At 68.3% G+C, this 23,442-nt stretch carries 12 protein-coding genes; 11 read left to right on the plus strand and 1 reads right to left on the minus strand.

Features of this window, described 5'->3' with window-relative positions:
• Positions 1-14: 14 nt before the first annotated feature.
• The 10 genes from AncyloWKF20_RS04285 (at position 15) to AncyloWKF20_RS04330 (ending at position 14,769) form a co-directional block, all read left to right on the plus strand.
• The gene (locus AncyloWKF20_RS04285) at positions 15-1,289 is read left to right on the plus strand and encodes a glycosyltransferase (protein ID WP_279316680.1); all 1,275 of its coding nucleotides are present in this window, start codon (positions 15-17) and stop codon (positions 1,287-1,289) included.
• 5 nt (positions 1,290-1,294) lie between these two features.
• Positions 1,295-1,654, plus strand: coding sequence for a cupin domain-containing protein (locus AncyloWKF20_RS04290; RefSeq protein WP_279316681.1), 360 nt, complete (start codon positions 1,295-1,297; stop codon positions 1,652-1,654).
• Between the two features lie 9 nt (positions 1,655-1,663).
• Positions 1,664-2,011 (plus strand): cupin domain-containing protein, encoded by a 348-nt coding sequence (locus AncyloWKF20_RS04295; RefSeq protein ID WP_250152193.1) that lies wholly within the window; start codon positions 1,664-1,666, stop codon positions 2,009-2,011.
• 2 nt (positions 2,012-2,013) lie between these two features.
• Positions 2,014-3,075, plus strand: a complete 1,062-nt coding sequence (locus AncyloWKF20_RS04300; protein ID WP_279316682.1) for a phosphotransferase — start codon at positions 2,014-2,016, stop codon at positions 3,073-3,075.
• 80 nt (positions 3,076-3,155) lie between these two features.
• On the plus strand, positions 3,156-4,616 hold the full coding sequence (locus AncyloWKF20_RS04305) for an aldehyde dehydrogenase family protein (protein WP_279317879.1): 1,461 nt from the start codon (positions 3,156-3,158) through the stop codon (positions 4,614-4,616).
• Positions 4,617-4,645: 29 nt separating this feature from the next.
• The gene (locus tag AncyloWKF20_RS04310) at positions 4,646-6,133 is read left to right on the plus strand and encodes an aldehyde dehydrogenase family protein (protein WP_279316683.1); all 1,488 of its coding nucleotides are present in this window, start codon (positions 4,646-4,648) and stop codon (positions 6,131-6,133) included.
• On the plus strand, positions 6,130-6,882 hold the full coding sequence (locus tag AncyloWKF20_RS04315; RefSeq protein ID WP_279316684.1) for an NTP transferase domain-containing protein: 753 nt from the start codon (positions 6,130-6,132) through the stop codon (positions 6,880-6,882). The genes AncyloWKF20_RS04310 and AncyloWKF20_RS04315 overlap by 4 nt, the downstream gene beginning before the upstream one ends.
• Entirely contained in the window at positions 6,882-8,270 is a 1,389-nt protein-coding gene (locus tag AncyloWKF20_RS04320; protein WP_279317880.1) for an FAD-dependent oxidoreductase, read from the plus strand. Before AncyloWKF20_RS04315 ends, AncyloWKF20_RS04320 begins: the two co-directional genes overlap by 1 nt.
• Before the next feature lie 11 nt (positions 8,271-8,281).
• Positions 8,282-8,635 (plus strand): cupin domain-containing protein, encoded by a 354-nt coding sequence (locus tag AncyloWKF20_RS04325; RefSeq protein ID WP_279316685.1) that lies wholly within the window; start codon positions 8,282-8,284, stop codon positions 8,633-8,635.
• A gap of 281 nt (positions 8,636-8,916) precedes the next feature.
• Positions 8,917-14,769, plus strand: a complete 5,853-nt coding sequence (locus AncyloWKF20_RS04330; protein ID WP_279316686.1) for an autotransporter domain-containing protein — start codon at positions 8,917-8,919, stop codon at positions 14,767-14,769.
• Positions 14,770-14,791: 22 nt separating this feature from the next.
• On the opposite strand, the gene AncyloWKF20_RS04335 is transcribed toward AncyloWKF20_RS04330, so the two are convergent.
• Positions 14,792-15,892: a TIGR03032 family protein gene (locus AncyloWKF20_RS04335; RefSeq protein ID WP_279316687.1), complete on the minus strand. Its 1,101-nt coding sequence runs from the start codon at positions 15,890-15,892 to the stop codon at positions 14,792-14,794.
• A gap of 381 nt (positions 15,893-16,273) precedes the next feature.
• On the opposite strand from AncyloWKF20_RS04335, the gene AncyloWKF20_RS04340 reads away from it, so the two are divergent.
• The gene (locus tag AncyloWKF20_RS04340) at positions 16,274-23,404 is read left to right on the plus strand and encodes a hypothetical protein (RefSeq protein WP_279316688.1); all 7,131 of its coding nucleotides are present in this window, start codon (positions 16,274-16,276) and stop codon (positions 23,402-23,404) included.
• Positions 23,405-23,442 lie beyond the last annotated feature (38 nt).

Raw genomic sequence — 23,442 nt, forward strand, 5'->3', positions numbered from 1 at the left:
AGAGAGGTTAAACGATGGAACAGAAGACCTTCGCCTTCTTCCCCGAAGCGGCCTTCGGTCCGGCCCTCAACTCCGTCGGCATCGCCCAGGCGGTCACCGCGCTCGGCCACAAGGCGGTGTTCCTGTCCGATCCCGGCTTCGTCTCGGTCTATGAGGGCTATGGCTTCGAGGCGCACCCGGTCGCGCTGTCCGAGCCGATGCCGCCCGAGCAGATGGCGAAGTTCTGGGAGGACTTCATCAACGGTCACATCCCGAACTTCTCGAAGAAGCCGATCGACCAGCTCGACAACTATGTCCGGGAATGCTGGGAGGCGATCGTCTCCAGCGCCACATGGGCGCAGAAGGATCTGCCGGGCGTGCTCGCGCGCATCAAGCCGGATGTGATCGCGGTCGATAACGTCATCCTGTTCCCGGCCATCAAGCAGTTCGGCGTGCCGTGGGTGCGCATCATCTCCTGCTCGGAGAACGAGATCGAGGATGAGGCGATTCCGCCGCATCTCTCGGGGCTCGGCGAGAACGACCATGAGGGCCACGCCGCCTTCCGGGCGAAGTTCAACGCCGTCATCAAGCCGATCCATGACGCGTTCAACGCCTTCCTCGCCGAGAATGGCGAAGCGGCCTATCCGCTCGGCCAGTTCTTCGAGGCTTCGCCCTATCTGAACCTGCTGCTCTATCCCGAGCAGGCCAAGTACAAGCGCGCGGTGCCGCTCGACCCGGCGCGCTTCCAGTATCTGGAAGGCTGCGTGCGCAAGGACGAGCCCTACACCGTGCCGACCTTCGCCAAGAACAATGACGGCCCGCTGCTCTACATCTCCTTCGGCTCGCTCGGCTCGGGCGACACCGAGCTGCTGAAGCGCCTCATCGCGCTGGTCGGCAAGACCCGTTACCGCGCGCTGGTCAATGTCGGCGATTATCTCGCGAGCTACACGGACGTGCCGGAGAATGTGGCGCTTGCGAGCTGGTTCCCGCAGCCCTCGGTGATCCCGCAGGTCGATGCCGTCATCCATCACGGCGGCAACAACTCGTTCACCGAGTGCCTCTATTTCGGCAAGCCAGCGATCATCATGCCCTATGTCTGGGACGGCCATGACAACGCCATGCGCGTCGAGGAAACCGGCCATGGCTTCCGTTCCGAGCGCTATGACTGGACCGACGAGGAGCTGATCGCCAAGATCGAGGCCTGCCTCACCGATCCGGCGATCAAGGCCAAGCTCGCCGCCACCTCCGCCCATATGCAGAGCTGCGAGGGCCCGAAGAAGGCCGCGCGCCTGCTCGCCGCTCTGGTGTGACCGCCATGACCAATTTGAAAAGCTCCGCGCCGCACATCCATGGCGCCACGACCTATGACGACCTGGTGGACTGGGGCGCGCAGCCCGATTCCATCGAGGGCGCCTCGCACTCCACCGGCCGCCTGCTCTTCAAGGGGCCGGGCAACTCGCCGGAGACCGGCATCTGGGTCTGCACCCCCGGACGCTGGAAAATCTCCGTGCCGCGCGACGAGTTCTGCCACTTCGTCGCGGGCCGCGCCCGCTACACCGCCGTCACCGGCGAGGTCACCGAGGTGGAGGCCGGCACCTGCGTCGTCTTCCCCGGCGGCTATGAGGGCGAGGCCGAGGTGATCGAGACCATCCGCAACATCTACATGCTGGCTTGAGTGACACAAATGACCGCGACCCCCCTGATGAAGAAGCCGCTTTCCGTCACCGATGTCGTGGATTGGGGCATCATCCCGACCATGATCGAGGGCCAGTCCCACGTCTCCGGCCAGGTGATCCACAAGGGCCCGAACGGCCAGTCCGAATGCGGCCTGTGGATCTGCACACCGGGCAAGTGGGAGTGCCACGTCACCTCCGACGAGTTCTGCCACTTCCTCGAAGGGCGCTGCACCTATGTGCATGAGAGCGGCGAGGTGATCGAGATCACCCCGGACACCGCCGCCTTCTTCCCGAAGGACTGGAAGGGCGTCTGCACGGTCCATGAGACCATCAAGAAGGTCTACATGATCCGATGAGCGTGGCCGTCCCCCTCAGCATGGAGACCGGTCCGGCCGTGCGGCTGGATCCCCCCGGCGTGACCTTTCTGGCGCGCCACGGGCAGGCCGGCGTGCCGCTCATGGCGCTGCCGGGCGATGCCTCGGCGCGCCGCTACTACCGGCTGCCGGCGGCGGGCCTTCTGCTGATGGAGGACCGCACCGACCCGGAGGGTTTTGCCTCCTATATCCGCGTCGCGCGGCATCTGAACGGGCTCGGCCTGTCGGCGCCGCGCGTCGAGGCGGCGGACCCTGTCCATTGCCTCGCGCTGATCGAGGATTGGGGCGACGCCACCTATGCGCGCCGCCTTAAGGCCGGTCGCTCGGAAGAGGAACTCTACGCCCTCGCCATCGACGCACTGGCGCATCTGCATCAATCGCCCGAGGGGGCGGCGGTCTCGCAGCCCTTTTATGATCGCGATGTCTGGCTCACCGAACTCACCGTGTTCTGCGACTGGTTCGCCCCGGCGCTGGCGCCGGAGCTGGACCGCGCCGCCTTCACCGCGCGGTTCCTTGAGCTCTGGGACGCGGCGCTCGCCCCGCTCTATGGCCGGCAGGAGGCGCTGGTGCTGCGCGATTTCCATGTCGACAACCTGATGGAACTCGACGGGCGCGACGGCGTCGCCCGCTGCGGCCTGCTCGACTTTCAGGACGCCGTGCGCGGCCCGCGCGAATATGACCTCGTCTCGCTGCTGCAGGATGCCCGGCGCGACCTCGCCCCCGGTCTCGAAGAGGCGATGCTGGACCGCTACATCGGCGCGCTGGCGGGCGATGAGGCCGAGGCGCGGGCGATCCGCGCGCGCTATCATTTGATGGGCGCGCAGCGCCATGCCCGCATCGCGGGCGTCTTCGTGCGGCTCTGTCAGCGCGACGGCAAGGCGCATTACCTCACCTGGCTGACGCGTGTGCTCGGTCAGCTGGAAGTGGCGCTTGAAGCAGCCAACCTCACATCCATCGCCGACTTCCTTGCCGAGGTGCTGCCCGACTGGCGCGCGCGCGGCGAGGCACTGGCGTCCCGGCTGGCCGCTACCCGCGCGCCGGCATGAAGGAACTTCGCATGCCCGATTTCACTCCCGCCGATCTCGCCGCCCCGCGCTATTATCTGAGCCCCGGCCTGCACCCCTCCATGGGTGTCACCCATGCGGTGATCGACCCGGCGACGCTGGAGGAGGTCGGCCGCCGTGTCGAGGTGACCAGCGAGGAGATCGCGGCGGTTCTGGCGCGCGTCAACGCGGCGCAGAAGCTGTGGAACCGCACCGACGCCAAGAGCCGCGCCAAGGCGCTGCACGCGCTCGCCAATCGCATCGAGGCGGCTGATTTCACCGACTGCGCCATTCTGATGAGCCGGGAGATGGGCAAGCCCTATCCCGAGGCCATCGGCGAACTCGCCAATGTCGCGCCGATCTTCCGCTATTACGCCGAGATGGCGCGCGACGATGCCGGCAAGATCGCCGGCACGACGCAGATCGGCTCGACGCAATATGCGCGCTACGAGGCGCTGGGCGTCTCCGTCCACATCATGCCGTTCAACTTCCCGATCCTGCTGATGTGCTGGACGGTCGCGGCCTCGCTCGCCGCCGGCAATGGCTGCATCGTCAAGCCGGCCGAGGCGACGACGCTGTGCACGCTGGAATTCATGAAGGTGTTTGACGGTCTGCCGGAAGGCCTCGTCGCCTGCCTGCCGGGCGGGGCGGAGGTCGGCAAGGCGCTGGTGGACAGCGACCGCACCCATGCCGTCGCCTTCACCGGCTCGGTGGCGGGCGGGCGCGCGGTCGCCATGGCGGCGGCGGCGCGGATGAAACCGGCGGTGATCGAGGCCGGCGGTTCCGACCCGATGATCATTGCCGCTTCGGCCCCCATCGATGTGGCGGCGGCGGGCGCGGTCACCGGTGCCTTCCACATGTCCGGGCAGGTCTGCACCTCGACCGAGCGGATCTATGCCGTCGATGCCATCCACGATGCCTTTATCGAAGCCTTCGTGCGCGAGACCAAGCGCCTGCGCATCGGCAACGGGCTGGAGAAGAACGAACTCGGCCCGCTGGTCTCCAAGGCCGCGCGGGACAAGGTGATGCGCCTCGTCGCCGACGCGGTCGCCAAGGGCGCGACGGTCGCATGCGGCGGGCGTATCCCGGAGGGGCTGGAGACCGGCTGGTTCTACGAGCCGACCATCCTCACCGGTTGCACGCCCGAGATGGAGATCCTGCACGAGGAGACCTTCGGCCCCGTCGTCGCGGTCTGCCGCGTGGCGGATTTCGACGCGGCGATCACCGCCGCCAATGACAGCCCGTTCGGTTTGGGCGCCTCGATCTTCACCACGTCGCTGGAAGAAGCCATCGAGGCGTCCGAGCGGCTGGAGGCCGGGATGGTCTGGGTGAACAACCCGATGATCGACAATGACGCGCTGCCCTTCGGCGGCTGGAAAGCGTCCGGCATGGGCCGCGAACTGGGCCGGCAGGGGCTCGACGCGTTCCGCCGCTCCAAGATGGTCGTCATGGACCACAAGCCGCAGATTCATGACTGGTGGTACCCGTACCCGGACGAATGGTTCCTCGACCGGTCCGGGGTCGGCGGCCGCAAACACGTCTGAAACGAGCAGGTCTGAAGAGGGCGAGCCCGATGCACACAACGCGCCTTTACATTGACGGTGCCTTCGCCGCTCCTGTGGCCGGCGGCAGCTTCCCGGCCATCGACCCGGCGACCGAACAGCCCTTCGCGCATGTCGCCGCCGGGCAGGCCGAGGATATCGACCGCGCCGTGCGCGCCGCGCGCCGGGCCTTTGACACCGGCGTGTGGTCGGGCCTCTCCGGCGCCGAGCGCGGGGCTTATCTGCGCAAGGTCGCGCAGGGGCTGCGGGATCGCCTCGTCGAGATCGCCGCTATCGAGGTGCACGACAATGGCAAGCCGCTGCCGGAAGCCGAATGGGATGTGGGCGATGCCGCCTTCACCTTCGACTATTACGCCGGCCTTGCCGAGGCCGAGGACAGCCGCGCGGATGAGGAGATCGATGTCGGCGACGCCCGCTTCCGCGCCAGCATCACCCGCGAGCCGCTGGGGGTGGTCGGCGCCATCACGCCGTGGAACTACCCGCTGCTGATGGCGGTGTGGAAGGTGGCGCCGGCGCTCGCGGCCGGTTGCACCCTCATTCTCAAACCGTCCGAACTTTGCTCGCTCTCCTGCGAGAAGCTGGCCGAGATCATCCATGAGGCCGGCATTCCGGCGGGCGTGTTCAACCTCGTCACCGGCACCGGCCCGGAGGCCGGCCAGCCGCTCGCCGACCACGAGCTCTGTGACAAGCTCGCCTTCACCGGCTCGGTCGCCACCGGGCGCAAGGTGATGATGGCGGCGGCGGCCGGCATCCGCACCGTGGCGCTGGAGCTTGGCGGCAAGTCGCCCTTCCTCATCTTTGCCGATTGCGATGTCGAGAAGGCGGTCGAGTGGATCCTGTTCGGCATCTTCTGGAACAAGGGCGAGGTCTGCTCGGCGACATCCCGCGTGCTGGTCGAGCGCAGCGTCTATCCCCGCCTGCTGGCGCGGCTGAAGGAGGCAGCGGAGGCCATCACCATCGGGCCGGGCAGCGAGCCGGGCGTGAAGCTCGGGCCCATCGTCTCCAAGGGCCAGTACGACAAGATCCTCGCCGCCATCGCCAGCGGCAAGGCCTCGGGCGCGCGGCTGGTCTCCGGCGGCGAGCGGCCGGAGGGGCTGGCTCAGGGCTATTTCCTCCGGCCCACCATCTTTGCCGACGTGCCTGTTGATGCCGGCATCTGGCGCGAGGAAATCTTCGGCCCGGTGGTCTGCGTGAACCCGTTCGATACGGAGGAGGAGGCGCTCATTCTTGCCAATGACAGCGCCTATGGCCTCGCCGCCGCCGTCATGTCGGATGATCTCGCGCGCTGCGAGCGCGTCGCCCGCAAGCTGCGCGCCGGCATCGTCTGGGTGAACTGCTCGCAGCCGACCTTCACCCAGCTTCCCTGGGGCGGCTTCAAGACCTCGGGCATCGGCCGCGAGCTCGGCCGCGCCGGCTATGATGCCTATTTCGAAACCAAGCAGATCACCCGCTTCGACCCCGCCGAAAGCTGGGGCTGGTATTTGCCGGGGCCGGCATGAGCGCGACACCGCCCATCGCCGCCCACAGAATCGCGGCCATCGTGCTCGCCGCCGGCAAGGGCAGCCGCATGGGTTCGCCCTTGCACAAGGTGCTGCATCCGCTGAAAGGCCGGCCGATGCTGGCCCATCTGCTCGACAGCCTCGCGCAGATCGCGGCTGAGAAGGTCGTGCTGGTGGTCGGTGCCGGGCGCGAGCAGATCGAGGAAGCCTTTCCCGCTCTGCCCAAGGCCGTGCAGCATGAGCAGCTTGGCACCGCCGATGCGGTGCGCGCGGCGGAGGGCGAGCTGGCCGGCTTCGATGGCACGGTGCTGATCCTCTATGGCGACGTGCCGCTGATCACCCCCGCCACCATGCGCGCGCTCTGCGCGGCGGTGAGCGATGACGTGGCGCTCGCCGTGCTCGGCTTCCTCCCTGCGGATACCCGCGCCTATGGGCGGCTGGTGACGGCGGACGATGGCAGCCTCCTGCGCATCGTCGAGCACAGCGACGCGAGCGCGGCGGAGCGGGCCATCGGCTTCTGCAATTCCGGTGTCATGGCGGTGCTGTGCAACCGTCTCTTTCCCTGGCTCGCCCGCGTCGGCTGCGCCAACGCCAAGGGCGAGTACTACCTCACCGACATCGTCGCGCTCGCCCGCGCCGACGGCTACCGCGTCGCCACCGTCGAGGCGGGCGAGCTGGAAGTCACCGGCGTCAACTCGCGCGAGGAGCTGGCGGCGCTGGAAGAAAAGCTGGCGGAGGCCGCCGCGTGATGGATCTGCTGCCCACTCTCAAGAACGCGGCGCTGCGCCCCTACTGGTTCGACACCGTGCCGGACGTGCCGGCGCGGCCGGCGCTCGCCAGCGACACACGGGCGGACCTCGCCATCATTGGCGGCGGCTTCACCGGACTGTGGACCGCGCTGAAGGCGCGCGAGCGCCACCCGCAGGCGCGCATCGTGCTGGTGGAAGCGGGCCGCACCGGCAACGCCGCCTCCGGCCGAAATGGCGGCTTCTGCGCGCCGTCCATCTCGCATGGCCTCGGTAATGCGCTGCGCCGCTGGCCGCGCGAGGTGGAAACGTTGATCCGCCTCGGCCGGGCGAATCTCGACGCCTATGCCGACGATGTTACCCGCTACGGCCTCGATATCGAGTTCGAGCGGCCGGGCAAGCTGATGCTGGCCGAGACGCCCTGGCAGATCGAGGGGCTGGAGGCACTCGCCGCCAATCACCGCCGCTTCGGCATTGAAAGCCACCCGCTCACCGGGGCGGCGCTGGCGGAAAAGCTCGACAGCCCGGTCTATGGCGCCGGCCTGTTCGAGCCGAACTATGCGCAGGTGAACCCGGCCAAGACCGTGGCGGAGCTGCGCCGCGTGGCCCTTTCGCTCGGTATCGAGCTGTATGAGGACACGCTGGTGACAGCGCTGAGCGAAAGCGCGACCGGCATCGAGCTGGTGACGCCGGGCGGCGTGATACAGGCGGGCAGGGCGGTGCTCGCCACCAATGCCGCCCCGCCGCTGCTGCGCCGACTGCGCCCGAGCGTCATCCCGATCTTCGACTACGCGATCATGACGCGCCCGCTGACCGAGGACGAACTCGCCGCCATCGGCTGGACCGGGCGGCACTCGCTCGCCGACAGCGGCAACCAGTTCCACTACATCCGCAAGAGCGCCGATAACCGTATCCTCTGGGGCGGCTATGACGCGATCTATCATTTCGGTTCGCGGCGCGATGCGGCGCTGCTCGACCGGGCCGAGACCTACAACAAGCTCGCCACCCATTTCGCCCGCGCGCTGCCGCAGCTCGCCCATGTGCCGTTCACCCATGCCTGGGGCGGCATCATCGACACGTCCGCACGCACCACCTTCTTCGCCGGCCTCGCCGCTGGCGGAAAGCTCGCTTACGCCATGGGCTTCACCGGGCAGGGCGTCTCCGCCAGCCGTTTCGCCGCGCTGACCATGCTCGACCTCTTGGACGGTGTGGAGACGGAGCGCACCCGCCTCGCCATGTCGCGCACGCGCCCCTTTCCCTTCCCGCCGGAGCCGCTGCGCTGGCTCGGCGTGCGGCTCGCCCAGATCGGGCTGGCGCAGGAGGACAAGGACGGGCGCCGCTCGCGCTTCAACCGCCTGCTCGACGCCATGGGCGTCGGTTTTGATTCATGAGGGCCTTCAGCATGTCACCCCGCCACGTCATCGCCTTCGACGCCGACGCCATTCCCGCCCGCGACATCGTCACCGACGATCCGGCCGTGGTGGACGTGCCCTTCGTGGCGCAGAGCCGGCGGCACTTCACGCAGGTTGAAAAAGGCGCCTTTTCCGGCATCTGGGAAGCGCCGCCGCACCGCGAGCGGGTCGATTGCGACTATGACGAGATGTGCCATCTGCTGGAGGGCCGCGTCCGCCTCACCGACGCTGACGGACAGGCCCGCGAATTCGGCCCCGGCGAGAGCTTCGTCGTCGCGCGCGGCTTCAAGGGCACCTGGGAGAACCTGACCCATGTGCGCAAGGTGTTCTTCATCCTGAGCTGACGGTGCGGACGCCGGGCGCGTATCTCCAGCAACATTACGCAACGTATTGTCAGTTTTTATGGTCTCATGGTACGGCTTGAACATCAGCCGGACGGACGGCGTAGTGCGCCCAGTCCCGCCCGGCACCAGGTCGGTGGTGCGCGATGCGGATCGCGAAGTGGACTTCATCCCAGACAGGTCCAGGCCTGCCGCTGACCTCTTACGCGTCTCCTCCGCCTTCCCGCATTTTTTATCCAGCTGAGCGACCCGCGCGGCCCGGAGCCGGGCGTCGTGCGCGGCTCATGGCCTCCGCCGCTCTGGCCGTGCTGGCGCTTGCCGGTGCCGCGCCGCAAGCCCACGCGCTCGATCCCACGCCGAACGGCGTCTCGAACCCCGTCGGACCCGGCGGAAACGGCTCGTCGAATCCCCGCGGCGGTGGCGGTGGCGGTGGCGGCGCCGGTGTCACCGGCGGGGCCGGTGCGCCTGGTGACAGCCCCGCGGGAACGAGCGGCGGCGGCGGGGCCGGCGGCCTCGCGCCGGTGGGCGCCAATCCCGCGGGCAATGGCGACGCCGGTGGAGATGGGGAGGGTGGCGGCTCGGGAGGTGGCGGCGGCGGGGCCGCCCATGGCTATTTCAACTCGGTGTCGCCGACCGGCGTGCTAGTCGGCGGTATTGGCGGCGATGGTGGCGACGGATCGGCTTATGACGGCTTCTACGGAACTGTCGCGGGTGGCGCCGGCAATGGCGGCGCGGGAGGATTTGGCGCGTCGCTGACCCCGGGCGCGTCGCCCATCGTCATTTCCCAGCAGGTGCGCGGCGGCAATGGCGGCAATGGCGGCGATGGCGTCGTCGTCATCATCCCGCATCCGGGCGAACTGCCCACCATCATCGCCAGCGGCGGCGCCGATGGCGGTGCCGGCGGTCATGGCGTCTTTCTTTCCGGCGATAACGGCACGCTCATCATCCAGCAGAGCGTCACGGGTGGTGATGGTGGCGATGGCGGAGACGGAAGCTACGGCGGCGCGGGCGGTCTCGGCGGCGCCGGTCTTGTCATTTCCGGCGATGGCTGGGATGTCTCCATCGCCGGCGGCGCCACCGTCACCGGTGGCGATGGCGGGCAGGAGGGCGGCGGGCGCTTTACGCCCGGCGAGGAGGGCATCGGCAATGTCGGCATCCTCATCACCGGCAGTAACAACCAGCTGTCCCTCGCCGGCGGTGCGGCGGGCGGCAATAGCGGCGGCGGGCTTTCGCAGGCCGGTGCCTTCCTGATCTCCGGCGATTCCAACACGGTGATACTGGAGGCCGGCTACAGCGCCAGCGGCATCGTCGCCACCGGCAATACCAACATATTGGCGCTCGGCGGCGCGTCCGACGGCATATTCGACATGACGAATGTCGGTCCCGTTGGCGCCACCATTGCCGGCTTCTACACGATGGAGAAGCTCGGCACGAGCACCTGGACGCTGACCGGCACACCCGCGGTCGATCTGAGCTGGACGATCGAGGACGGCACACTGTCCATCGCCTCGGCCAGCAGTCTCGGCCTCGGCAGCGGCACGCTCACCTTCGCCGGCGGAACGCTGCAGGCGACCCAAAGCCTGTCGATCGGGCAGGCCGTCACCCTCAGCGCGGCGGGTGGCTCCGTCGATGTGCTGCCCGGCCAGACCCTCACCCTCAGCGGCGTGGTGAGCGGGGCAGGGGGGCTGACGCTCACCGATAGCGGCACGCTGGCCCTCAACGGCGCCAACAGCTTTTCCGGCGGTGTGAACCTCACGCAGGGCACCGTCCGCGTTGGCAGCAGCCAGGCGCTGGGCACCGGCACGCTCAACATGAGCGGCGGGACCACGCTCGCCTTCGGCGTCAACGGGCTGGAGATCGGCAACGACATCAACGTCGGCGGGATGGCGACGATTTATGTCAATGCGATCAGCGGCGCGCTGGCGAGTCCGATCACGGGCACCGGCGGTGTGACGCTGGCCGGCGACGGGACACTGTATCTCACCGCCGCCAACAGCTTCACCGGCGGCACCACCATTGAGCAGGGCACGCTTTATCTCGGCAATGGCAATGTCGCGGGCTCGATCCTTGGCGGCGTCACGAATAACGGCGTCCTGGTCTTCAATGCGCCCGTGGATCAGAGCTTTGCCGGCGTCATTTCCGGCACCGGCGCGGTGAGGGTACAGGGAGGCGCGACCGTCACCCTGACCGCCAGCAACAGCTTTTCCGGCGGCATCACCATCGCCAATGGCTCGACGCTGGTGATCGCCGCCGACGCCGCGCTCGGCGGCGGGGCCGGGGGGCTCACGCTTGAGAGCGGCACCCTCGCCACCACGGGCTCCTTCGCGACGGCGCGCCCGGTTGTGCTCGACGGCACGGCGTCCGGCACGCTGACGAGTACGGTTCTCGACGTCGTCGCCGGGACCACGCTGACGCTCACGGCCGGCATGGCCGAGGATTCCGCCTCGGCGCTGACCAAATCCGGCCGCGGCACGCTGGTGCTGGCCGGCACGAACGGCTTCAGCGCCGGCCTCATCCTTGGCGATGGCATCGTCGAGGTGGCGGCGGATAGCGCGCTCGGGGCCGTGACAGGCGGCGTAACCCTTGCCGGTGGAACGCTTGCCATGACCGCGAGTTTCCAGACCGAACGGCTGTTCGCCGTATCGCCGCCCGGCGGCACGCTGGATGTGGCGGCCGGCCAGACGGTGACGCTGGATGGCGCGCTCAGCGGCAGCGGCAGCCTCGTCAAGGCGGGTGCCGGTACGCTGACCATGACCGCCGACAGTTCCTTCTCCGGCCCTACTACCGTCTTGACCGGCACGCTGGGTCTCTATGGCGCCTCGCTCGCGGCATCGCCGGTCACCGTGGCGGGCGGTGCGACGCTGACGGGATTCGGCTCCGTCAACTCCATCGCGGTGCTCGCGGGCGGAACCCTTGCGGGCGGGTGGTCGGGGAAGGACAACCCGCAGGCCATCCCGCTCCTTGCCGCCACGGCGACGCTGGATCCGGCCGCGATATCCCTCCTTACGCTGGGGTCCGGTGCCAATTCCGGCATCGTCACCGTGAGAGGCGATCTTGCCCTTGGCGGCACGCTGGATGTCGCCGGCGCGCCGCCGCACGGGGCAGGCATCTACCGTGCCTTCAGCTATGGCGGCAGCCTGACCGGCAGCGTGACGCTGGGTTCCACGCCGGTCGGCTACACAACGACGCTCGACCTCAGCAATGACGGGCAGGTCAACCTCGCCCTCCGTGATGCGAGTCCCTTCCAGTTCTGGACCGCAACCGGGGGCGCACTGGGCGGCTCGGGCAGCTGGACGGCCACGAGCGACACCTGGGTGGAAGCCGCGTTCGGCATCGAAAATCCCTGGGGTGGCGAGTTCGGCATCTTCATGGGCACCGCCGGCACCGTCACGCTTGAGGGCCGCGCCTCCTTCGAGCAGCTTGAATTCGTCAGCGATGGCTATGTCATCGCCCCGGCAAACGCCGGCTCCGGTCTCTCTGTACATGATGGCAGCCGGATCTGGGTCGAGGGCCATGACGTGACGGCCACGATCGGCGTGGCCATCACCGGCACCGGCGGGCTGGAGAAGATCGGCGCTGGCCGGTTGGTGCTCACCGGCGACAACGAGTTTGTCGGCGGGCTGAGAGTGAGCGGCGGCATGGTCGAGGTCGCGCGCGATGCCGGCCTCGGGGTTGCCGGCGGCACCATCGAACTCGCGCGCGGCGGGCTGCTCGCGGCGGGGTCGTTCAACACCGGACGCACGATCACGCTCGACGGCTTCGGCGTGTTGAGTGCGCTCGACGGGCAGACACTCGGCATTAACGGCACCATCATCGGCACCGGCACGCTCATCAAGAGCGGTGACGGCACGGTCCGGCTAGCCGGTGGCAACAGCTTCGACGGGGGCACCCGCATTATGGCCGGGCGGCTCGTGGCGGCCGGTGGGCGCGCGCTGGCGGACGGCCATGGCGTCGAGATCGACGCGCCCGGCACGTTCGCGCTGGAAGCGTCAGAGACCATCGGCTCGCTGGCGGGCGAGGGCAGTGTCGAACTGGGCGCCCATACGCTCACGACCGGCGGCGACAACCAGTCGACCCGCTTCTCCGGCGTGATCGCCGGCAGCGGCCGTCTGGTGAAGACCGGCTCCGGCGTCATGGTGCTCGACGGCGACAACAGCTTCACCGGCGGAACGACCATTGCCGGCGGACAGGTCACGCTGGGCCATGGCGGCACCACGGGCAGTCTTGTGGGCGATGTGCGCAATGACGGTGTACTGGCCGTGAATCGGTCCGATACGCTCATCCTCGACGGCACGATTTCCGGCACCGGCGCGCTGGTCCAGCAGGGCTGGGGTACGCTGATCCTCACCGGCCAAAATAGCTACACCGGCGGGACGACGATCACGGCGGGCACGCTGCAGATCGGCAATGGCGGCACGCAGGGCTGGATCGTCGGTCCCATCGTCAATGACGGCGCGCTCGTCTACGACCTCTCCAGCTTCTATGTGTTTCCCGCGGCGCTCACCGGCTCCGGCTCGGTGACGCTGACGGGCGGCGGCTCGGTGCTCTATGCCGGCAGTTCCTTCGCCGGGCCGGTCTTCGTGCAGCAGGCCAGCCTTGAGCTGGCCTCCGGCGTCACCAGCGGCTCATCCTTCACCATCGGCGCGGGCGGCCTGCTGAGCGGCACGGGCACCATCGCCGCGCTGACCGTGAATTCGGGCGGTGTAGTCGCGCCGGGTTATTCGCCGGGCACGCTGGTCGTTGCCGGCAATGCCGCCTTCAATGCCGGGGCCATCTATCAAGTCGATGTCGCGCCGGGGCAGGTGAGCGATTTGATCGCGGTCGGCGGCTATGTGACTATTGCGGACGGGGCACAACTGAAAGTTGTCGGTGCGGCGGGTTCCTATGCCAATTCGTGGAGCTTCAACGTCCTCTCCGCCGCGGGCGGCATCATCGGTACCTTCTCCGGCGCCACCTCCAATTTCGCCTTCCTCGATCCGGTGCTGAGCTACAGTGCAACCGACATCGAGGTCACGCTGGTGCGGAACGACATTCCGTTCTGGCAGGAAGCGCGCACGGCCAATGAGCGGGCAACCGCCATTGGCGTGGAATCGCTCGGTGCGGGCAACCCGGTCTATGACGCGGTGGCCGCGCAGCTCTCGGGGCAGGCCTATGCCGCCTTCGACGCGCTCTCGGGCGAGATCTACGCCTCGGCCGAGACGGTAATGATGCAGCAATCGGCCTATGTGCGCGACGCGGTGAACATGCGGCTGCGCCAGGCTTTCGGCGAGGGCGACCTGACCGGCCCGGCAACCGCCGCGCTCGGCACGCTGCCCGTGGTCATGTGGGTCACGGGTGTCGGCGGCCTGGGCGACAGCTTCGGCGACGGCAACGCCGCGACCATCGCGAACTCGGTGGGCGGCGTGCTCGCCGGCTTCGACGCCACCTTCAACGCCAATTGGCGCGGCGGCGTCTTCGGCGGCTACAGCAGCTCCTGGTTCGATGTGGAGGACCGCGCCTCCTCGGGCTCGATGGACAGCTACACGGCGGGTCTCTATGCCGGCGGGCAATATGGACCGCTCGCGCTGCGGCTTGGCGGTGCCTATACGTGGCATGACGTGTCGGTCACGCGCAGCATCGTTTTCCCCGGCTATGACGCTGGCGCGAGCACCAGCTACACGACGGGCGAGACGCAGATTTTCGGCCAGATCGGCTATGCCTTCGCGCTCGAGGGCCACCGGATCGAGCCCTTTGCCGGTCTTGCTTATGTCAATCTCGACGACGCCTCGGCGCTGGAGCGCGGGTCCAGCGCCGCGCTCGATGTGGCGAGCGGCGGGATGGACACCGTCTATGGCACCCTCGGCGTCACCATCAGCAAGAGTTTTGAGTCGCAGGGCCGCCGCTACACGCCGAGCATCACGGTCGGCTGGCAGCACGCCTTCGGCGACATCACGCCCGAAGCCACCATGCAATTCGCCAGCGGCTCGGATGCCTTTATCGTGTCCGGGGTTCCCATCGCTGAGGATGCGCTGGTTCTCGGCGCCTCCCTCGGCATCGGCTTCGGCCCGACGGCGAGCCTCGCGTTGGTCTATGACGGCCAGATCGCCTCGTCGGCCACGCAGAGCGCCTTCAGCGGCCAGTTGCTGATCCGCTTCTGAGGCGCGGGCCTTCCCACGCGCGTCAGCTCCAGCCCGGCGCGTCGAGGTCGCGCGCGGGCGCCTCCATGGTGATGACGCTGGCGAAGTCTGGTCCCTGGCTGGGGGCTCCCATCGGGCACAGGATGCCCGGCAGAGCTACAACGTCGAACAGCTCGCGGATCGCCCCCTCGAAGCGGACCCAGTGGACGATATCGCCGCTCGCGAGGTCGATGATCTGCACCCCGCACCAGGGTTCCCCGCCGCGTTGGGCGATGGCGTCCTGAAGAGGCAGGCCGCCGAAATTGCTGTCGCGCGGCAGGGACAGCGTGACGATGGCGTGGCCGTTGTGGAACGACAGGCCGCGCAGAAAGCCCGGGCAGAAGGCGATCTCAGTGCGCGCGCCGGAGCGGGGATCGAGGCGCACCAGCATGCCACGCCCGGAATCCAGCACATAAAGCTCGCCCCGATACAGCCGGGGCGAATGCGGCATCGATAGGCCTTCCGCCACTACCGTGTTTTCGGCGACGTCGATCACCACGCCGCCGCCGGCGCGATGGGCGCGCCAGCCATCTACCACGTCAGTCCGCGCCACCGCCGTGACATAGCGCGGGTGGCCCGCCTCAAGGCACAGGCCGTTCAGATGGCAGCGATCCTCGGCGGCAAGGCGCGAGATGAAGCGGGGCTTCCAGAGCGGCTGGAAGGCGTGGGTCGCACTTACCGTGGCGAGGCAGGAATAGCGGGTGTTGACGAAGATGAGCCGCCCCTGCGCGTCGCGGCCGATTTCGTGAATGTCGAGATCTCCGGTGATGTCGGCGGCACGCGGGACATAAAGCGTGCCGAAGACGCTATTGGCGACCTCGCCCGGCGCCAGCACGTTCTCCAGCCGCCAGATCTGCTGGCGGGCTGCGACGAAGAGGCGGCCGGGTTCAGCCCATAGACCCATGGCACGCTGGAAATCGCGCCGGTGGAAGGACACCTCGCCCTGCGGGCTGCGCCCGATCAAGATCAGTTGCCCGGTCTGGTAGGACGACAAGGCGAGACTGACCGCATGGGCGGCAAGCCACTCACTGAAGCCGCGCGAGCAGGAGATCTGCGTCGCGCCGCTTCCGACGGCGTCGGCGGCGGGGGAGGCGGTGTCGATCATGGAGACGCCCATTCCAGCGGACCAGATGCGCGGGGATAGCTGAGCATCCGACACCTTGCTCTGGCATGGAGCTAAACGGACGTCCAGAGGCGACGGCGCGGCGCGTGGCGGCGTCAGGCACGCGCGGCCGGCACGCCAAAAGGCCCACCGATCACAGAAATCCTCTTGTGGTCGTTCGGTTGTGATTATACAACTTATAGATGCATAGTTTGAGGGGGCGACAGGCGCTCCATCGCCTCCACGACTCTCCGTCGCGCCGCGCGTCGCACCTCTGCGGACGCGGCCTGAACAGCCTGACCTGTCATCCGCGGCCCCGTCGGCCGCCCGCGGTGCCGTGCCTGCCGCTCCGGCGGTTCGTGCCTGTTATCGCGGGGGGAGATCATGGCAGTCATCGCGGCGCGGCTGGCTCTGCTGGCGCTTACCAAGCCGACCACGAACGGCAAGCCGCTGGTTGTTGCCATCGGCACCAAGGGTGATGCGATCAAGGGCGACTGGCATGTCGCCTTTCTCGACCCCGACGCGCTCCGCGTCTATCTGACAGCCGCGCCAGGCAACGAGACGCTCCAATCCCTGTTCGATCTGGCGCCGGGCGCGGCGCTGGACGACTGGCTAACAAAGGGGGCCGAGAAGGTCGGCCTGTCGGATGGTTCGGGTGGAAAGACGACGCCCCGCGTGGACGGCAAGGAATTCCATCTTGACGGCATCGCCCGCGTGCATTTCTTCCGCTACAGCGATGTCTTCATGGCGGGCGGCGGTTTGCCCACACCGCTCGCCTGGCTCGACACGGCCGCCACGGTGGTCTGTCCCGATGAGCCGTTAGTGCCGATCGACCCCACATGGGCGGTCTCGCGGCTCAAACTGGACGCCAGTTCGGCCTGGCCTGCCAGCCATGAGGGGCTCGGCTCGCCGACGCTGGAAGGCTTCGCCTTTGTCGGCCATGTGCCCATTGCGGTGAGTGCCCATGAGCAGGACCGGTCCGCGGACGCCGGCCGCAAGCGCTACGACATGCGCCTGTTCCTGTTCGCCGAAGCTGATCGCAAAAAACTGAAGCGCAAGCTCTGGTTCGAGGCGGACGATGTCGCCCAGCCCGCGAACCGCAGCTGCCGCTTCACCCGCCTTCAGCTCGCCTACTCCAATACCGATAGCCTGCATTTCGGCGCGTCCTCCGACAAGCCCGTCTTCGGGCTGCATGACCTCACGGCGAATGGCGGGCCCGCCCTGTCGGTCGGCGTCGGCACCGAGGATGAATCGCCGGTCTTCGCGCTGCTGCCGGCCTTCGCGGCGGCGCCGCCGACGGGCCTGGAAAGCCGACGGCGGCAAGCGGGTTTTCGCGAGATCAGGTGTCCCCCGCTTATGCCGGGAGGGAGCCCCTCGACGCATCTCATCCTGCGCTGCGAGATCAATCTGCGGGTCGGCAATGCCACTCATTGGGCGGAACTGCTCAAGGGCTTCGCGTCGGAAACGCTGCGGCTGCCGCCGGAACTCGCCCATTCTCTTCAGAGCGCGCCTTTTAGCAGCGGTCTTTCGATCAGCCAGGAGCAGCCGGCCGTAGATGCGATCCTGCGGCTTACCCCTTCCGACGAGGTGTCGTGGATCGCCGCTGCCCGCTTTGAGCCGAAGCCGCGGGATACCTCGATCGAGGCCGTGCTGGCGGCGATCGTCGACCGGGATCAGGACGCCGCCGCTGCCGTGCTGAGGCGGCTGCGCCCGCTCTCCGGCGCGACCATGCTCGCCGGTTACACGGTCGTCGACCAGGATGACAACGGTCGGAAGGCGACGGATCGGCTTGCCTGGCATGTGGTGGGAACGCTCACCGTGAAGGGGGCGCCGCGCCGTCGGCTGCGACCGTTTGAGGCGACTGCGGCGCCGGACTGGGCGGTGCGGGCACGCGATCCCAATGCCAGTTGGCGGCTGCATTCCTTCGAACCGGTGCCGACGGAGGATCCATGGAAATCCTTCGGCAAGCTGGCGGGCGCCGCCCGGCCCATCGGCATGGACCTGTCGGCCATCACCATGTCCCAGGGCGAGCGTCTCGGCACCGTCCCCGGCGCGCTCGCCCCGATCGACATCGACACCGCGACGTGGCAGCCGCCTCTCGGTCGCGAGGGCGTTTGCTACCAGATCAGCACTAAAGCGACGCCGTGGCTCTCCGCGCCGGCCTCCATCATCGTCGCCGGCGTCGAGTTCGAGCTGCCCACGCAGCGCGTGGCCCAGATCATCACCCATCGGGTGCCACGCCGGCGGCCCGATGGCGGACCGGTCGGCCCGCATCTGCTAGTCTCCATGCGGCTCGATGTGACGCGGGTGCGCCCGGTGGAGCAGTCGCCGCTGCTGCCGGAGGAAACCGCGTTCCAGTCCGATGTCGCGCATGAGGCTGCGCAGGGCCTTATTCTCGACCTGTCGCCCGATACTCCGGCTGCCGGCCCGAGCGACGCGGACGGGCGCCCTCCGTTCACGTTGCACGCTGAGGAAACCATCGACGGCGCCGAGGACCAGGGTGTCGTGTGGACGCTCAGCGCGGTGGAGGGCGCGAGCCAGGAGCCCGGCAGGCTGCTTATCCTCGATCCCACACCCTTCCGCATCGCGGCGGTGGAGGGGCTGCGGCCGGAAACCAGCGACACGTCCGATCACGTCGCCCGTTGCGCGCCCGAAGGCGGCGTGCCGGTCTGGCGCTTTCGCGACAGCGCGCAGGAAGTGCGCCTGCTGCTGCCCGCTCAGACGCTTGGCGAGGCTATGGAGAAGAACGGTCCCGGTCGCAAGCCGGCCGACATCGAGCCCCAAATGCCCGCGGCGATGCGTTTCGGTTCACTGACACGCATCGACCTCGACCCGACGCTTCGCGACAGCGGCTCGCGCGAGCCCGGCTGGAATCTGCGCCGCCTGTTCAACCGTGTGTCCGATGCGGAACCCGGCGCCGTGGTGCGCGATCTGCGGGTCGAACTCGCCTATGGACTTCTGGTCAACCACCGCCCGGTCCAGCGCACCCGGCTTGCGGAACTGGCCGGCATCATCGGGGCGCCGCCCAGCATCGCCCCGCGTCGCGGCGTGCCGGCGCTCCCGCAGCGCGTGAAGACGCTGCTCCTGCTGGAATCGAGCCGCATCGCGGTGGACAAGCTCTGGCGCGACCATCCCTCCGAGGATTTCGAGACCTCCGAGGGGCTGCGTTTCACCCTCCGCCGCAGGGATGAAAAGGGTGGTGGCCCGCAGACTCCCTTCCGCTTTCCCGCGCCATCGGGCTATCCCGGCGCGGGCCGCGCTGACCCCGCCTTCCTGGAGAGCTTCGCTGACCCCAATGATGAGGCCGCCAGTCGCGAGGCCTTTCCCGGCGGCATCCCCTGGGCCTTCGACAGCGCGAACATTCTCGCCGAATGCTATGCCGATCCGGGTTCAACCACAGGCCGCATCGGCGGACTGCATTTCTCCGCGCTCGGCGGCTGGGGACGCCAGCGCGCGGCCTTCGCCGGCGGCAAGTCGGTCATCGAGACCGAGACCGCGATGGGCCGCCTCAGCCATTACAAGCTCGAGCGCTTGGGGCGGATCGGCGGCCTGCACAACCGCGCCAAGCATGTGGTGATCTATCGCCGCACCGTGGTGCCGCCGGCGCAGTTCTATGCGGAGGGCGTGCGCTACAAGCAGGATGAACATGCCGGCCGCGCCATCCTGCGCAAGGTCGAGGAATATATCGACATCCTCCAGCCCGAACGGCGCTACCCGGAGGACGGCAAGGCGAGCGCCGAGGCCGGCTGCCTCGCCGGCGCGCGTTTCGTCACCCGGCGCATCCGCGTCGACTCCAACTGGGGCGGCGATGTGCGCGACGAGGGATGGGCGGTGCCGCTCTGGCAGAAGGAACTGGCCAACGCGCCGCCCTCCGGCGACCCCGACAGCATCGCCAATCTCTACCCCAAGCCGCTGATCCAGCTCGTCATGCCCGGCGAGGACGGCAACGACATGAGCGTCGATGTCGCCACACCGGAGAAGCTGGTCTTCTACACTTCAACCCGGAAATCCGAGACGGGCGACCTCGTCGACAGCTGGCACGCGGTCGAGGGCATCGACTTTTGCGACGCGCCCGCCCCCGTGGTGAAGGAGAGTGGCAAGCCGGGCGACGCCGATTTGCATGAGGGCATGCTGCCGCCGGCGCCGCGCGGCGGGGGCGGGCATGACCGGCTCACGCTCGATCTGGTCGATGGCCGCCTCCCGGCGCGCCTCGGCGCCGGGCGGGTGACGGAGGGACCGGCGGCAGTCCTCAAGAACGTGTCCATTTCGCGCGCGCGCGCCCGGTCCGCCACGTCAAACGGCGCGCAGGCCGGCCAGGCGGCGGCGCAATATGCGGCGGATCTGCGCGGGCAGATCGACCGGCTGTTCGGTACCATCCCCGCGCGTTTCGACCAGCTTGCCCGCGATCTGCTGCGGCCAGGCGCGCTGCAGAATGGGCGCAGGCTCGCCAAGCAGGCGGTGCGGGACTGCGAGGCGCATCTCATCGGCGAGCTCAACAGGCTGCTCGAGGACGCCGCACAAAGGGCAAGCGGCCTCGGCCAGCAGATCGAGGGCAGCGTCGGGCTGGTCGACCTTCCCGCCCAGTTCGCCGCCGAGGTCAGGCAGGCGGCGAAGGCTGAGGCCGCACGGCTCTGCGGGCGGGCCAAGGCCGAGGACGAGGGCGCGGTGGCGGAAGCACACGCCGAACTCGCCGCCAGGGCGCGGGAGATCAGTGGCCGCTGGCGGGCCGAGCTGGACAGCCTCGCCCGCGAACTCGACACGCTGGCCGTCGGCAGTCCCCTCGTGGGGCCGCGCCAGAGGGCGAAAGAGGCGCTCAATGGCGCGATCGAGGCTACCAAGTTACTGCAAAAGGACGCCGTCGCGGAGCTGCGCGCCGACATCGCTGCCGCCTTCGCCACGATCACCGTCAATCTCGGCGCCGTGCGCCGCGCCCTGCCGGGCGTGGCGGAGGAGATCGCCGCCACCGCCGAAAGCGCGCGCCGGGCCCTCGTCGGATTGCAGGATGGTGCGGTACTCATCGCGGCCATTGAGAACTGCACGCCGGGCACATTGCCTGAAGATCTGAAGAACCCACTCGCCACCTATGTCGGCGTGCTGCGCAAGGCGGCGCTTGATGCACAGCAGGCGGTAAGCCGGCTAACCACCGCACGCAACGTGCCGGCGGCGGCGCAAGCGGCCATCGTGGGTGCGGAGGCGCACATCACCGCCACACTCACCGCGCTCGCCACATTGCAGGGCGCGATCGACAAATGGCCGACGGACCATATTGACGAGGCCAAGCAGAAGCTCATCGCCGCCTTGAAGGCAATCGACACGGCCGTCTCAAATCTTCGCGAAAGACTCAATACCTTTATAACCGAGCTTGAAAGCACGGCGACCGGCGCCCTCGCGGCTGTCGCGGAGGCGCTGGATGAAGCCCAAGAGCAGTTCACCAATGGCGCGCCAGCGTCGTGGCAGAGTGTTCTGACCGGGAGCGTCCTGCCGGCTGCCGACAAGATTGTCACCGGGATCGGCGAGGCGCACGCGGCTGCCGGGAATCTGATGGATGAGGCGTTCAGCACCGCCGACGCCGCCATCGTGGCCTCCGCGAAGGATGCAACCGCCCGGCTGCGGGCGATGTCCGCCGAACTTGCCGCCTTCAGCCCCCTTGTCGACGGCAAACTCACGGAGGCGCGCGCTAAGCTACGTGACGCGCTGCCGCAGACCGAAGCGGTCCAGAACAAGCTCGACGCCGCTATGAAGCCCGTCACGACCTATCTGGAAGGGCTCTCCTCTTCGCTCGCGCCGAAGGTGGAAGATCAGGCGGCGCATCTCTCGGCCGAGCTGAAGCGGGCGGTCGCTGGGGCGCAGGGAAATGCCGCCGCGATCGAGCAGCAGATCCACAGCCTCGCCGACGCCCTCAACCGGCAGATCGACGTGGTGTTCGACCAGATCGACAAGGGCCGAGCCACGGTCGACGCGCTGCGCGCCGAGGTGGAAGCCACCGTCGCCCGGCAGGCCCGCGCCATCACCGACCGCGTCGACAGCGTGCTCGATGGCGTCGGGGAGGAGTTGTCCCGGCGTGCCGGCGTGCGGCAGCAGGATATCGACGCCGGCATTAATCGCGCCCGCGATCTCTATCAGGAGGGCGACAACGTCCTGCGCCTCATCCGCGCGGTGGGTGAGCCGCCCAAGGGCGACACGCTGGGCTTCAACCGGCCGGAGGTCGCCTATGTGTTCGACCTGGTGAAGCCGGTGGTGGATGTCACCCCGGTCCTCGCCCTCGCCAACCGTGCGGCCAACACGGCGGCGGCGGCGGGCGAACTTCTGGGTTCCTTTGGCGTGCGCACCCCCATCATGGGCTTCGCGCAGGACTGTCTTCCCGCCGCCATGTCGGGCTGCTCGCTCGGCGGGATCATTCCAGAAATTGCGGGCCTCAAAATCGAGGAGCTACTGCGGCAGGCGGGCTTCCCGGATCTGTCCGGCAAGGAGTGCCAGGGCGTGAAGATCACGCGCGGCTTCGACAAGGAGGCGCGCGAGGCGTGGATGCGAGCGGACATCGATGTGCCGCTCAAGGGCACCACCACGATCTTCGACTTCGGCCCCGTGGCCTTGACGGTCGAGAACGCGCAGTTCCGGGCGGAAACGCAGATGCGCATGAATGCCTCCGGCCGGATGGAGAAGACGGCCAAGGGCATGATCGGCGGTGACTGGCGCGTCATCAATGGCGGCATGGACGTCGTGACCTTCGAGAAGACACCGCTGCTGTTCGACGACAGCGGCAAGATCGACTTCCGGATCGCCACCGAGCGCGTGATCCTTGCGCCGAGCCTCGATTTCCTCACCAATCTCCTGGCCGCCTTCGGTAACTCGCCACCGGCCGGGGTCCAGCCGCTGCTTCGCGGCGGTACGCCGGTCGGATTGGTCGCGCGCCTTTCGATGGCGCTGCCGATGATCGCCACCGGTGCCTTCTCGGTCGCCGATCTCAGTCTCGGCGCCAGCTTCGCCGTTATTGCCGTCCCGGAATTTGAGATCGGCGTGACGCTGGACCTGTCCTCCCGCGATGCACCGTTCACGCTGGCGGTGTGGATCCTCAATGGCGGCGGTTATATTTCCCAGCGCCTGTCTTACCGGCCGAAGGGGTCGGTGCTGACCTATACGCTCGATATCGCCATCTGCGCCGGCACGGGCCTCGCCTTCGGTTTCGGCGTCGTCTCCGGCGGGGTGTGGTTGCAGATCGGTTGCAGCGTCGCGCTTACCTGGAGCACCGCCGGGGGCGGCGACTCCACCGCGATCACCGTCTTCCTGCTCGCGCGCGGCGCGGTCGACGTCGCCGGGCTGATGACGGCCAACATCATGTTGCGGCTGGAGGTTTCCTATGACGGCGCGGTCATGCTGGCGCGCGGCACGCTGCGGCTGAGCTTCCGCATGAGCATGTTCTACACGCTGCGGGTGAACCAGTCCGTCGAATACAAGATCGCCGGCGAGAAGCGCGCCGAGGCCCCTGCCGCCGATTACGCCGCCAGCTTCGGCTGATCCGGCAATCCAACTCCCCTACGTGCCTTCCGACCCTC

It is taken from the genome of Ancylobacter sp. WKF20, from assembly GCF_029760895.1.
Lineage (GTDB): Bacteria > Pseudomonadota > Alphaproteobacteria > Rhizobiales > Xanthobacteraceae > Ancylobacter.